The sequence below is a fragment of the Sorangiineae bacterium MSr12523 genome, assembly GCA_037157775.1.
Taxonomy (GTDB): Bacteria; Myxococcota_A; Polyangia; order Polyangiales; family Polyangiaceae; genus Pendulispora; species Pendulispora brunnea.
Genome location: CP089982.1, coordinates 10452727 through 10465278, shown reverse-complemented (window position 1 = coordinate 10465278; position 12552 = coordinate 10452727). Strand labels below are relative to the sequence as shown.

The 12552-nt window shown below is 66.6% G+C and carries 13 protein-coding genes; 6 read left to right on the top strand and 7 right to left on the bottom strand.

What is annotated here, in order from left to right:
• Window positions 1–3: 3 nt before the first annotated feature.
• The 4 genes from LZC95_41105 to LZC95_41090 form a co-directional block, all read right to left on the bottom strand.
• Window positions 4–1035: a hypothetical protein gene (locus LZC95_41105; GenBank protein WXA92835.1), complete on the bottom strand. Its 1032-nt coding sequence runs from the start codon at window positions 1033–1035 to the stop codon at window positions 4–6.
• Window positions 1036–1079: 44 nt separating this feature from the next.
• Window positions 1080–2567, bottom strand: a complete 1488-nt coding sequence (locus tag LZC95_41100) for a protein kinase (GenBank protein WXA92834.1) — start codon at window positions 2565–2567, stop codon at window positions 1080–1082.
• 138 nt (window positions 2568–2705) lie between these two features.
• Window positions 2706–4316: an oligosaccharide flippase family protein gene (locus LZC95_41095; GenBank protein WXA92833.1), complete on the bottom strand. Its 1611-nt coding sequence runs from the start codon at window positions 4314–4316 to the stop codon at window positions 2706–2708.
• Window positions 4210–5226, bottom strand: coding sequence for a hypothetical protein (locus LZC95_41090; protein ID WXA92832.1), 1017 nt, complete (start codon window positions 5224–5226; stop codon window positions 4210–4212). Before LZC95_41090 ends, LZC95_41095 begins: the two co-directional genes overlap by 107 nt.
• Before the next feature lie 318 nt (window positions 5227–5544).
• On the opposite strand from LZC95_41090, the gene LZC95_41085 reads away from it, so the two are divergent.
• The 6 genes from LZC95_41085 (at window position 5545) to LZC95_41060 (ending at window position 10523) form a co-directional block, all read left to right on the top strand.
• A complete protein-coding gene (locus LZC95_41085) occupies window positions 5545–6276 on the top strand; it encodes a 1-acyl-sn-glycerol-3-phosphate acyltransferase (GenBank protein WXA92831.1) in 732 nt (243 codons plus the stop codon).
• Window positions 6277–6291: 15 nt separating this feature from the next.
• Complete coding sequence (gene dusB, locus LZC95_41080) at window positions 6292–7272, top strand: tRNA dihydrouridine synthase DusB (protein WXA92830.1); 981 nt, start codon at window positions 6292–6294, stop codon at window positions 7270–7272.
• A 240-nt stretch (window positions 7273–7512) separates the two neighbouring features.
• Entirely contained in the window at window positions 7513–8328 is an 816-nt protein-coding gene (locus LZC95_41075; GenBank protein WXA92829.1) for a hypothetical protein, read from the top strand.
• A gap of 46 nt (window positions 8329–8374) precedes the next feature.
• The gene (locus tag LZC95_41070) at window positions 8375–9457 is read left to right on the top strand and encodes a 2-dehydropantoate 2-reductase (protein WXA92828.1); all 1083 of its coding nucleotides are present in this window, start codon (window positions 8375–8377) and stop codon (window positions 9455–9457) included.
• A 15-nt stretch (window positions 9458–9472) separates the two neighbouring features.
• A complete protein-coding gene (locus tag LZC95_41065; GenBank protein ID WXA92827.1) occupies window positions 9473–10264 on the top strand; it encodes a 1-acyl-sn-glycerol-3-phosphate acyltransferase in 792 nt (263 codons plus the stop codon).
• Between the two features lie 40 nt (window positions 10265–10304).
• A complete protein-coding gene (locus tag LZC95_41060; GenBank protein WXA92826.1) occupies window positions 10305–10523 on the top strand; it encodes a hypothetical protein in 219 nt (72 codons plus the stop codon).
• On the opposite strand, the gene LZC95_41055 is transcribed toward LZC95_41060, so the two are convergent.
• The 3 genes from LZC95_41055 to LZC95_41045 are packed head-to-tail and all read right to left on the bottom strand — an operon-like array spanning window position 10514 to window position 12550.
• Complete coding sequence (locus LZC95_41055) at window positions 10514–11173, bottom strand: DUF3105 domain-containing protein (GenBank protein WXA92825.1); 660 nt, start codon at window positions 11171–11173, stop codon at window positions 10514–10516. The genes LZC95_41060 and LZC95_41055 overlap by 10 nt on opposite strands.
• Window position 11174: 1 nt before the next feature.
• Entirely contained in the window at window positions 11175–11573 is a 399-nt protein-coding gene (locus LZC95_41050; protein ID WXA92824.1) for a DUF3224 domain-containing protein, read from the bottom strand.
• Window positions 11574–11599: 26 nt separating this feature from the next.
• Window positions 11600–12550, bottom strand: a complete 951-nt coding sequence (locus tag LZC95_41045; protein ID WXA92823.1) for a hypothetical protein — start codon at window positions 12548–12550, stop codon at window positions 11600–11602.
• Window positions 12551–12552: the final 2 nt, after the last annotated feature.

Here is a 12552-nt window from a genome sequence, read left to right as displayed (position 1 = left end):
CTCTTACCAACGCGCCTGAACGTGGAAGCCCGTTTCACGCGGCCCGATCATCGGCGCCGCCTGCCAGGTCACTTTGCCGACTTGGCTGGCATCCTTCGCCTTGGGCGCGGTCACGAAGAGAACGACGCCCCCGACCAGTGCAGCCCCTCCCGCGATGAACGCGATGGTCGAAATGGTGCCGTACTTCAGCGCGTCGTCGCGCAGGCCGAGCCCCGTCTCGTCGCATCGGTTTTCGGCATTGCAGTGCGGCTCGGAGTCGTTTTTCTTGGAGTTCGACATCAGCCCGAAGGCCGAGCCCACACCGATGCCCACGATGCCGACGGCGCCGGCGACGATGCCGCCGATGCGCTGCGTGCGCCCTGGATGCTCGTCGATGGGTGCGCCCTCTTGTCCGTCCGCGGGTTTGCCCGGCATCAGCCCGCGATCGGCGAGCGTGGTGGCGTTCGGATCGTCCTGCAGCGCGGGCACCTCCACATTGACGGTGACGCCATCGACGGGCACGCGCACCGACTTCTCCCACGTCTTTTTGCCCAGTGCGCTGGCCACGATGCGGTGCTCGCCCGCGTCGATCGGGATGGCCGCGCCCCATTGGCCTCGGCCCACCTCCAGGCCATCGCGCGTCACCTTCAACTGCGACACGTCCGTCGAGCGCACCGTGATGACGAGCTTCGCCAGACGCGCCTCGAGCACCGTCGCGCGATCGCGGGCGACCTTTTCGCGCGCGGTCTGTCCCGCAGCCTTGGCCTCGCCGGCCACGTTGAGAAACACCGCCCACGCGCTCGCCGCGCGCCCGATGTGCTCGTAGCAGTTGGCCAGGTTGTATTGGGTGCCAATGCCCGGATCGAGTTTCTGGCTCTCCTCCAACTTGGGGCAGGCCTCGGCCCACTTCCCATCGGCGATGAGCTTCTTCGCCTCGTTGAACAGCGCCTGCGCTGCGGGGGCATCGCTGCCCGCCGCGCGCACCTCGACCGAGCCGAGCACGAGGCTCGAGCACAACGAGCAGAAGAAGATGGAACGAAAGAGCTTCAGCTTCATGAGTGGCTGCCAGAGCTGTTTGGGGAACTGCGGCCTGTAGGCGGTTACTTGCGCTCTTCGAACAGCGATTCGGAACTCGTGGGCGCCGCGGTCGCGCTTCCACGTGGCGGCGTCTGCAAGGAGTCCGATGACGGCACCGACGCGCCCGTCGGCGCAGCTGCACCTCGAGCCTTTGCCGATCCGTGTTTCGACTTCTTCGCATCCGCGGATGCGCTTGCACTCGCACTCGCGCTTGCGGCGCTCGCCGTCTCCGAGGCGGCGGGCGGCGGCTCGATCGAGGCCGAAGGCGTGGGCGCGCTGGTGAGCGTGGGCGGAGCCGAGGGAGCGACTTGGGCCTCCCAGGAAAGCACGGGCGACGGTGCGGGCGCCGCACTCGTGCTCGTCGGGGTCGCATGGCGAAGGGCAAACATCGCGGTAATGGCCCCGCACGCGACAATCGCCGTCGAACCCAGGGCGATGCCCACGGTCCTTACCAAGCTGCGGCGTTTTCGCGGTCCCGGCCTCCACGTCGGATCGGTCGAGCCCCATGCGGGCCCGCTCTCGGGCATCTGCCCCGACGTGCGCCCGTACATCGTGGCGCCCGATTGGAAGATGCCCATGATGCGATGGGCTGAAGCCCGCCCGGCGGGGGTGCCAAATTCGCGCAGCGCGGCCGCGAGCTCGCCCAAGTTCTGGAAGCGCTTCGCCGGATCCTTCTCGAGGCAGCGCAGCACCACCGCCTCCATGTCGGGCAGCACATCCGGGCAGAGCGTGGTGAGCGGCGGTGCGGGGCTCTGCAGGATATTCGCGCAGATCTCGGGCATCGTCTCGCCGTCGAAGGGCGGCTGACCCGCGATGAGCTCGTGCAAGATCACGCCGAGGGCCCAGATGTCCGCGCGATGATCGACCTCCATCGAGGAGCGCATCTGCTCGGGCGACATGTAGCGCGGCGAGCCCATGATGGAGTGCGTCCCCGTGAGCGCCAGATCGCGTCCCGTCAGCGCAAGTGCCCGCGGTGCAAGCTTCGAAATGCCGAAGTCGAGCACCTTGATCCACGGCGACCCATCCGCGCGATGCGTGAGGAACAGGTTCGCCGGCTTGAGGTCGCGGTGAACGATGCCCAATTGGTGCGCCTCGCCGATGGCCTCCCCCGCTTGGAGCAGGTAATCCACGGCTGCAGGCACCGGAAGCGGCCCATTGGCCGTGAGCAGCGCATCCAGATCGCTGCCGACGAGGTACTCCATCACCAGGCACGGTGTGCCGTCGTCGAGCGTTCCCACGTCGAAGGTGCGCACCACGTGTTCGCTTCGAATGCGCGTGGCGGTTTTGCCCTCGCGAAGGAAGCGCTCCACCACCTCGGGGCGGTCGACCCACTCGGTGCGCAGCACCTTGATGGCGACCCAATCCTCGAGCTGCAGGTGCTCGGCTGCGTACACGATGCACATGCCACCGTCGCCGATGACCCGATCAACTCGGTATTTGCCGACGAGAACGTCCCCTCTCTGCGGCAATGTGCGCACGGGCTCGCCCGTCTCTTGGGACGCGCTCAGCATGATGGAACGGACTCGCTTTCTGGTGCTCGGCGTAGAGCTGTCAGCGGGGACGCAAGCGAATTCTGCGCCAACTGATTCTGCCGGGTATCTCGCGAAGGCCGCGAGCACCCGCGTGGTAAATTGCCCCGCCGAGCGCCACTAGGCCGAGGAACGACCTGCGGCGCGGCGCCCCAGGGCCGAGCGCACCAGACCCAGGAAGTCCGCCGCGGTCTTTCGAGCCAAAAGAAAGGCACCGCCCACGTAACCGAGCCCCCCGGCGATGATCTCCACTGCGAGGCCGACTCCCCGCGGCATCTCTCCAAGCCATGCCAGTCCATGTCGCGCACCGATGACGGCGAGCACCAACGGGATGCACGCGAGCAGCGGTCCCACGCACGACATGACAAGTGACGCGACCGTGATGTTGTCAGCTCGAGCGACCACCACCATGCTGGCGAGCGCGTGCGCGCCGAACGCCACACCGACGGCGACGCAGGTCCAGAGCGGCCCGGCGCGCCCGATCGTGGCAATGCATGCGAGCAACGAGGCCACTTGAAAGAGGCCGAGCCACATGAGCGGGCGAGTCATCTCCCGCGCGACCAAGTACGACGCAATGGTCCAGCCGACAGGGCGCGCGACGGATAGCGCAGCGAGCAATGTCAACATCGGCCCTACGCTGTGCCATTCTTTGCGCAGCAAGGTCGCGACCGCGGTGTTGGCCACCGCGCCGAGCCCGACCGCGAGTGGAAACACGATGAGGGCGAGCAACGCGGTCGAGCGCACCAGGGCGCGTTTCCGCTGCGCTGGACCCATGTGCGAAAACGAGGGCAGGAGCACGTCGCCAATCTGCTCGCCCACCTGCACCGCGGGAATGTCGGCCAAGTTGTACGCGAGGTTGTACTCGCCGAGCACCGTCGGTCCGAAGAAGTTCGACACGAGCAAGTTGTCCCAGCGCCGCGCCGCGAAGCTCGCCGATGCGCTGACCGAGAAGGGGAGTCCGAAGGCGAGCATCGCGCGCGTCGTCACCTTCGACAGCGGCGATGGCGTGAGCCACTCGCGCCGGTCGACGGCCATGCAGAGCATCGCGCACCGAAGGATGCTGCGCGCGACGTTCGCGAGCACCAAGGCCATGCCGCCGAGACCCGCGAAGGCCAAGGCCACCGACGCGATGCTGTAGGTCACCTCGCCGACGGTGCGCGAGAGACCGATCACGCGAAACTGCATGTCGCGCGCGAGCAGCCGCTCCGGCATGAAGGCGACGCGATCGAACACCGCGGCCAGCGCCAAGCCCGGAACGTAGCGCGCCATGGTGGGCGCGCTGAGAAAGCCTCCGAATCGCTCGCGGAACAAGGTGACCAGGCCGATGGCGAGTAGCCCCAGCGCCATGTGGAACACCGTCGCGTGCCATGCGACGTCGCGGCCGGCGTTGGGCTTCGCGATGACGTACTGCCCGACGCCAATCGTGGAGAGCTGCATCGCGCTCAGGATGAGCACCGAGGCGTCGGACACCTCGCCGATGATCTCGGGCACGAGAAAATAGGTGATCGCCAGCGTACCCACCAAGCCGATGGCGCGTGATCCGACGCTGGTCGCGATGGTCCAACTCGCGCCCCGCACCGCCTTCGTGGTCAAAGGCTCGGCCGAGATGAGTCTCCCCCCTCCCTTACCTTGCCGCTTTCCGGCGCTGGGGCCTGCCGCTGCGTTCGCGTTGGTCGCGTTGGTCACGTTGACCGATGCGCCGTTCGAGGGCCGCGAGCTCGTCGCGGTCATCGTTCGTCGCGCGATCGCTCGCGCAAACGCGGCGCCAGACGGCAATGGCGTCGGTCGTCTGGTCCTGCTTTTCGAACTTGCGCGCCAGCGTACGCAGCGCGCCCGCGACCGCCTCTGGATCGGCATCGCGCACGATGTCGAGGAGCGGCTCCCACCCGCGCTCGCCGGCGCCGAAACGCTCCATGGCCCGATCGAGCATCTTGTTCAAGAGCGCGGCCGGCACCTTCCTCGCGCTGGGCCGGAGCACGTTGCGCATCAACCACGCGCGGTCCGTGTCCTTGGTCTCGAGCAGCGCCTCGGCGAGCGGCGTGACCGCATCGTCCTTTCCGGTGAGCGCGCCCGCGGCAAACTCCGCCCGCCGCCGATCCAACGATTTGACGACGCCCACGAGAACGAGCGTGGCCTCTCCGTCTTTGCGGCGTCCGAGTTGGTCGATGACGAAGCGCGCGCGTTCCAACTCGGGGTGCGCGACCAGTTTTGCCAGGCTCTGCGAGGTCTCCGCAGGAATTTCCAGCCCTGCCAACGTTGTCAGCGCACTTTGGGCGAGGGCGCGATCTTCACCCGAGGCAATCTCGATGAGGGCCTCGGCAACATGCGGCTCCACGTGGCCGTGCGTCGCGCCCGAGCGCGTGCCCACGACGAGGCGCAATGCGGTGAGCGCTTCGAGGCGCACGTTGGGATCGAGCAGCGAGTCCTTGGCGCACAATGCGAGCTCCCGCGCGCCGATGCGCGAGAGTGCCGAGACGGCATGGCGCTGGAGCACGGGCACGTCGCTGGAGAGCGCGTGGAGCAAGCCGCGAATCACGTCGGGACCGCCCGCGCAAAGCTCCCCCAGCACGATCACCGCCGCCATCTGGCGTTCGAGCGAGTCGTCGTGGAGAAGTTTGGTGATCTTCGCGATGTCGCTCACGGCCTATAAGAGTCACGCGCAGTCCGGACACGCGCAAGTCGAAAACCGCACGTGTTCACTTGCGGCGACGGTAAAGTGTGGTCGACCTACATGACGGAGGATTCCGTGTTGTCCGAAGAAAACGCTCATGCTGGTGTGGCACGCCCTGGCGCTGCTCCTGCAGTAGGCCAGTCGGCTGGCGCTGCTGCACCCCGTCGAGCCGAGCCACTCGACCTGCTCAGCGCCGGCGGAAATCTCCTGAGCCCGCTCGAACGCGGACAGATCCGGTTCATTCGGAAAAGTCTCGAGCCCGGGACGCTCGACAAATCGTTAAGGTGGTTGCAGCGGACCATTGGCGCCAATTGGATCGAGGCGGCCATTCGCAACTTGCGTCATGTGCACGGTGTGGATCGACTGCCGCATTTCGATCCGGGCAAAAGCTACGTGCTCGTCTCCAACCACCGCAGCTTTTTCGATCTGTACGTTGTCACCGGCTACCTCGTGAAGCGCGGGCTGCCGCATCGCATCCTGTTCCCCGTGCGGTCGAATTTCTTTTACGACCATCCGCTCGGCCCAGTCGTGAACGGTGTGATGAGCTTTTTCGCCATGTACCCGCCGGTGTTTCGCGATCGCAAACGTCAGGGGCTCAATCTGGCGGGCATCGAGGAAGTGGCATCGCTCCTTCGCCGCGGCGGCGTGTTCGTGGGGCTGCATCCGGAGGGCGCGCGCAACAAAGGCGATGATCCCTACGCGCTCTTGCCCGCGCAGAGCGGGGTGGGGCGCATCATCCATCGCGCCGGCGCGCAGGTGATTCCCGTGTTCGTGAACGGCCTCACGAACGACATCGTTCAACAGATTGGCTCCAACGCCACGCGAACCGGGCGCAAGGTGGTGGTGGCCTTCGGGCCTCCGGTCGACTTCGGCAGCCTCATGAACGAGGCCCCGAGCCCGCGGGTGTTCCGCCGCGTTTCCGAGCGCACGTGCGAAGCCATCGCCGCACTTGGCGATCAGGAACGCACGATTCGCGCCCGTTTGGAGGGCGGACTGGCGCCGGGAGGCCCATCGCGCTAGGAAGGCGCTCCCCCGATGTCTGCCAGCCCCGTCAACGTCTCCGAGCTATTGCGCAATCGCCCCGTGGTCCTCGCGCCCATGGAGGACGTGACGGACGTCGTCTTTCGCCGATTGTGCCGCGGCTTCGGTTCCACCATCGAAGTGACCGAGTTCGTGAACGTCGAAGGTCTGCTTCGCGGCTGCCGCAACGCGCGCCGGAAGATCTCCCTGGCGGAAGACGACACGCACACCGCGATTCAGATCTACGGGTCCAACCCGGAGCGCCTGGCCGAGGCCGCGCGCGTTGCCGAGGAAGCACGGCCCGCGTTCATCGACATCAACTGCGGCTGCTGGGTGCCCAAGATCGCGGGGCGTGGTGCGGGCGCGGGGTGGCTGCGCAACCCGGAGGCCATGGTGGCCATGGCGCGTCTGGTCGTGCAGAGCGTCTCGCTTCCCGTCACGGTGAAGACCCGCATTGGGTATGGGCCCGAATCGGACATGCCCATCGTCGACCTCGCGCGTCGCTTGGAGGACGCGGGCATCGCCGCGCTCACGGTCCACTGCCGCACGGCCCAAATGGGTCACAAGGGCGCGGCCGATTGGGCGTGGGCAGCCCGCGCGCAGAGCGTCGTGTCCATCCCGGTCATCGTCAACGGCGACGTGCGCAGTGCCGACGATGCGGAACGCGCGCTCGCGGAGACGCATTGTGCGGGCGTCATGGTCGGGCGTCGCTCCATCGAGCACCCGTGGGTCTTTCGCGAAATCGCGCAGCGCTTCGAGGGCAAGCCGGTGTTGCCGCCCACGGCCGAAGAGCGGCTGGCGCTCTGCCGCGATCACCTTCGTGCCAACGTGGAATTCCGCGGCGAGCCGTACGGTGTGCGGGTCACCCGGCGTCACCTCTCGGGGTATCTCAGTGGTTTGCCCGGCGCCTCGGCGATGCGCCAGCGACTCTTTCAGACGGACTCGCTGAGCGAGTGTCTCGATTTCCTTGAGGAAAGCGCCGCACGCGCGGCGTGAGCAAGGCTTGAGCGAGGCTTGAAAAAGAGGCGACTGCCTGGTGCAGCGCGCGTCCGGGTACTGAATCAGGTGAACTCGGAAACGGTCTCTTGCGGGCCGCGTGGCGCGTGCGCACGGTGACCTACTTTCGCTGACCCGGAGCAAATGAAACGGGGTCAGCGACCGTATCAGGCGAGTGGTCGCTTCTTTTCCGCATCCAATTTTGGAGCGGGCATTTCCCCAGCTTTGGGAGCATCGCACATGCATCAGTCGAACAAGTTCGCGATATCCATTGTGTTCTGCGTGGCCGCCGCGGCCTGCGGGTCGAGCCCGACCCCCGCACCGGTATCGGTTGCCAGCACCGCCACTCCGATTGTGGAGCCCCAGGGCGTTGCGCCCCCAGCGGAAAGCGGACCGGCCGAGTCCTCCGCGGCCACGACCACCACCACGCAAGCGGAGGTCTCCTCTGCCTCTGGCGCCGCAGGCAGCCCCCTTCCTACGACGTGCACGCCCCAAGGCACGCGCAAAGCCTGTGTGCCCGACGCGGACTACGCGAAGAAGCTTTGCAGCGCCGAATATCCGGATGTGGCCCTCTCGCTTTTCTCGCAAGGCACGCCCTTCACGCGCGCCTACATGACCCGTGACGTCGAAGGATGGAACGCCGGCGGCGGGCGCACGCACCGCGCGAAGCTGCAATTCGATGAAGAGGTGCTCGTCGTGGCCCATCGCAAGGCGAACGCGAACGGCATCGTTCTGGTCGCCGCCAATGGCGACACGGGCTCGTACGACGTGCTTCGCTGGGACGGTTCCTGCGTCTCCGTCATGGCCGAGGAAATCACCATGACGAAGGCACCGAAACCCAAGCGCGCGGCCATCCCCTGGCGCCGTTTGGAGGAGCCCACCAAGAGCACCCTTCTTGCGGCCCCCAAGGTGAAGGCCGGCCTCGACGCCCGCGACAAAGCTTGCGGTGGAGGCGACGATGGCAAATGCAGCAAGGCCGAAGTGGCCTTCACCGGCGCCATCGCGGACTTCGTGCGCACGAGCAAGTCCCTACCGGAACCGACGCGCCGCCCGTAAGGCTTCACCGTTTTCGCCGGGGCGGCCGTGAGGTATACCGGCGGCCGTGCACGAAGGAACGGAATCCAAACAACGTGTCCTCGTCGTTGGATGCGGAGGGCTCGGTGGCATCGTCGCCGCGTCCCTCCTCGAACATAGCGGCGAGTTGGTCGATGTCACCGGCCTCACGCGCAACCGCGCGGTGACGCACGCCATTCAGGAGCGCGGCTTCGTCCTGCGCGGCGTCGATGGCCTGCGTACGGTGCGCGGTCGCGCGGTGAACGAGCTCGCGCCCGACACCGCGCCGTTCGATTGGATCATCTTGTCCACGCAGCCCACCCAGGTGGAAGACGCCGCGCGCAACGTGGTGCCTTTCCTCGCGCCGCGGGGCGCCATGGTGTGCCTGCAAAATGGGCTCTGCGAGGACCGCGTCGCCGCCATTGCCGGGCCGGAGCGCGTCTTCGGCGCCGTGGTCGCGTGGGGCGGATCCATGGTCGAACCCGGCGTATACGACCGCACCGCCGCGGGCGGTTTCACCATCGGCCGCATCGATGGCAAAAACGACGATCGGCTGATGAAGCTCGCGATGCTCTTCGAGCCCATCGGACCCGTGTCGACGACGAGCAACCTGGCGGGCGCGCGCTGGAGCAAGCTGGCCATCAACTGCGCCATCTCCACCTTGGGCACCTTGGGCGGCAAGCCGCTCGGCAGCTTGATGCTCCACCGGTTCGTCCGGCGTCTCGGGCTCGAGATCATCACCGAGGCCGTGGCGGTCGCACGGGCCGAGAAGGTTCGGCTGGAAAAGGTCGCCGGCACCCTGGACATCGATTGGATTGCCCTTTCCGAGGCCGAGCGGCAAGTCAACGGTTCGCCGGGCCTCGTGGCCAAGCATGGAATGCTGCTGGCCGTCGGGGCGCGTTACCGGAGGTTGCGCTCCTCCATGCTGGCGGCGATCGAGCGGGGCCAACCGCCGGCCGTCGACTTTCTGAACGGGGAAGTCGCCGTTCGCGGGCACAAGCTTGGAATTTCTACCCCTTTCAACCGCGAAGCCTGCAACATGGTGCACGCCATTGCAGCCGGAAAGATGAAATCCGGGATCGCGGCGCTCGAAGAGCTCGCACGGCGCGTTCCCGACCTCGAACCTCGTTAACTGCGGCGGGTGACCATGTCGCGCAAGATCGTCACGTACCTTCTCTGGACCTTCCTCGGGCTCACGTCGGTGCTCTGCCTTCTCGTCGCCGTCGTCCTCTGGGTGCTGACTGCACCGTTCGATCGTCAGCGCCGCATCAACCACATGTGGTCGTGCGCTTGGGCGAGCATGTACGCGGTCTTCTATCCCGGATGGAAGGTGCGCACGATCCATCGCGACCGCATCAAGCCCGGCCAGGCCTACGTGATGGCGGCGAACCACACCTCCATTGCGGACATCGTGCTGCTCTTCACGTTGTTCCGTCAGTTCAAGTGGGTCTCCAAGCGCGAGAACTTCAACCTGCCGATCCTCGGCTGGAACATGTGGCTCTCTCAGTACATCCCGCTGGTGCGCGGCGATGCGAACAGCACGCGCACCATGATGGATCGCTGCCGCACGCTGCTGCAAAACGGCATGAGCATCATGATGTTCCCCGAGGGCACCCGCTCGCGCGACGGACGCGTGCAGCCGTTCAAACACGGCGCCTTCACCCTTGCCTACGAGGCCGGGGTTCCGGTCGTGCCCATTGCCATCCACGGCGGGCACGCCCTCATTCCGAAGCATGGCACCACCTTCGCGGCCACCGCCGAGCTCACCGTCGAGGTGCTCGAGCCGGTTCCGTCCGCCCAGTTCGAGGACGTGACCGACTTCGCCCGAGCCGTGCGCGGCCGCATCGTCGAGGCACTTGCCCTGCACGACAGCACGTTTGCGCTGGGATTCGACGGGGCCATTCCCACGGAGAAAGAAGCCTCGGACGGGCCCGGTTAGTTCTCGCAACGCGACCGCGCGCCCGGGCATCGAATGCGGGATGCCCTCCGTTCAAGCTGGACCCAAGCCAAGCCGGCCGGAACCGGATCACGATAGCGCGACCTGCGATCCCGAGTCGAAGCCGCCGACGCGAAAGCACCCCGCCCGCACGAAAATCGAGAAGCAGCCGGATCACGGCTACGACGAATCGCACGGCTATGGGCCCGGTCATGGCGGGCCCACCGGGCCTGGCGATGCGCCGGGCAACGCTCAGAAGTGATCGACTCCGGGGCGGCAGAGCACTTCGGGGCCCTGGCCGTAATGATCGCGCACGAAGGCGGCGAGGCTCGCAGGGTCGATGCAGCGCGCGCGGTATGTCCATCCCCACGCCGTGGCCGCAATGGGCACGTCGATCCGCGGATCGGGCGTGATGACGGTGCGCACGCGTTTCGTCTCGTTCGCGCAAATGGGATCGTCCGGCAGGCCGCTCACCGTGGAGCGAAATAGCTCGGTGATGGCGTTGCAATCGCCGGCGCCGGGGAGATCGCACCGGTAGAGGAACACCACGGCACCGTGCTCGAGATCGTGCACGTAGTTTCGCTGTGGCACCGGATCGGTGAACTCCTGGAACGCCGCCCAGTCTTGATCGTGCGGGCCGCTCGACGGCGGGTTCGAGTTGTAAGCGATTTCCCTGCTCTTCGGAACGTGCGGCGATGCGAGCAACGGATACTCGTCGATGACGATTTCGCACGACGCATCGGGCACCACGTAGTGCGACGTGCTGTCGACCAGAGCATCCGTGGGCGCGCCCCCATCGTTGCCGGGCGTGTTCTGTGAGCCCTTGTCGTCGTCGCCGCACGCGACGATGGTCAGCCCTGCGAGGGCCGCGGTGGAAGCGATGAAGCCAAGCCTGCGAAGGGTTCGTCCCATGTCAGTCGGCCAGCGTGTAGTCGAAAGCGTAAGTGCGTTGACCATCGACGAAATCGATGGTCATGCTGCCGGCGATGCCCTTCAGGGCTTCCGTCCCCGTGTCGGGCACCACCGTGATGGTCAGCGACGAGGCACCGCGGTTCATCGAGCCGGTGTGCTGCAGAACGAAGCTGCCGCTCTTGCCGTGCAGCCGGGCGCGCACCCGCTCGATGGCCACGTAGGCCATCGATTCGGGCACCGGCGCGATCGCGCTGAGCATCTCGACCACGCTGGTGCCTTCGAGATCGCCTTCGAACTGCTTCTGAATCGTCGTGCGACCCAGGATGACACCGTCGTCCGTGTCGTACGGCGGCTGCGCATTTTTGGTGACGTGGAACTGACCGCGGGCGTGGTGGCTCATCGCGCCCGTTTTACCATTCCTCGTGCCTACTTGCAGGCGCTGGGATCGTCGAGCTTGCAGACTTTGCCGATGCAGCGCGCCGGTGCCACGCACCCGGGGCCATCCACGTCGTCCTCGCATGGGCTACCGTCGGCGGCGGGCGCGACGCAAGTGCCTTTCGCCGTAGGGGCCGTGCACCTGCCTCCGCCGGCGCAGCTGACGAAGTTCTCGTCGACGACGCCGCACGCTTGTCCTGGGGCCGCGAATTGAATCTGGATGCAGTTGCTCTTCAAGCCGCATGCGACGCCCTTGGCGGCGTAGCACTCGCTGTCGAGGCCCACCGTGGTGCACGCCTGGCCGGCTTCGGCGGGGGTTCCGCACGTCCCCGATTTGCATGCGAGCGTCGGATTGCAGCGTTGGTTCGCATCGCAGCTTTGGCCCGCCGCCTGGAATGCGCGGCATTTTCCATTGGCGCATCCGAGGCCGAAGTCGCACTCCTCGTTGATCTTGCAACTGTCACCCGCGGCCCCGAGCTTGCTGCACGCGCCGCACGTGGAGGTGGCTTCTTTGCGGCAAAGCCGGTTTTGGCACTGTTGGTCCGAGCCGCAGGCCGCGCCATCGGCGAGCTTGCCCGGTTTGGTGCGGCAGCTCTCGGGAATGTTGCGTGAGGTGAGCTGCTCGCACGTGGTGCCGGCGAGGTCCCGCGCGCACGCCGCCAAACTCGATGGCGTGAGGCTGGTGCCATTGGCCGACAAGGCCGGCTGCAAACCGAGCTTCTGGCGCGTCTTGCAGGTGGCCACGTCGCCGTACGCGACCTGAATCAACACGGGGGAGCACTTCTGCAGTGCATCGCAAATCGCACTGGCGGCGTCGGTGGCCGCTTTGTCGGCGCTGACATCGTCGTTCGAATCGGAGGACGACGACGAGCATGCGGCCACCGCGAAGAGCGGCAGAACGAGGGTACACGCGAGTCCCAAGAGAGAAGAACGATGGTTCATGT

Bases quoted from the DNA above. Each gene is read 5' to 3' on its own strand.
- LZC95_41105 (WXA92835.1), bottom strand. From the start codon at position 1,035: ATGAAGCTGAAGCTCTTTCGTTCCATCTTCTTCTGCTCGTTGTGCTCG.
- LZC95_41100 (WXA92834.1), bottom strand. From the start codon at position 2,567: ATGCTGAGCGCGTCCCAAGAGACGGGCGAGCCCGTGCGCACATTGCCG.
- LZC95_41095 (WXA92833.1), bottom strand. From the start codon at position 4,316: ATGACCGCGACGAGCTCGCGGCCCTCGAACGGCGCATCGGTCAACGTG.
- dusB (WXA92830.1), top strand. From the start codon at position 6,292: ATGTCTGCCAGCCCCGTCAACGTCTCCGAGCTATTGCGCAATCGCCCC.
- LZC95_41075 (WXA92829.1), top strand. From the start codon at position 7,513: ATGCATCAGTCGAACAAGTTCGCGATATCCATTGTGTTCTGCGTGGCC.
- LZC95_41065 (WXA92827.1), top strand. From the start codon at position 9,473: ATGTCGCGCAAGATCGTCACGTACCTTCTCTGGACCTTCCTCGGGCTC.
- LZC95_41060 (WXA92826.1), top strand. From the start codon at position 10,305: ATGCCCTCCGTTCAAGCTGGACCCAAGCCAAGCCGGCCGGAACCGGAT.
- LZC95_41055 (WXA92825.1), bottom strand. From the start codon at position 11,173: ATGGGACGAACCCTTCGCAGGCTTGGCTTCATCGCTTCCACCGCGGCC.
- LZC95_41050 (WXA92824.1), bottom strand. From the start codon at position 11,573: ATGAGCCACCACGCCCGCGGTCAGTTCCACGTCACCAAAAATGCGCAG.
- LZC95_41045 (WXA92823.1), bottom strand. From the start codon at position 12,550: ATGAACCATCGTTCTTCTCTCTTGGGACTCGCGTGTACCCTCGTTCTG.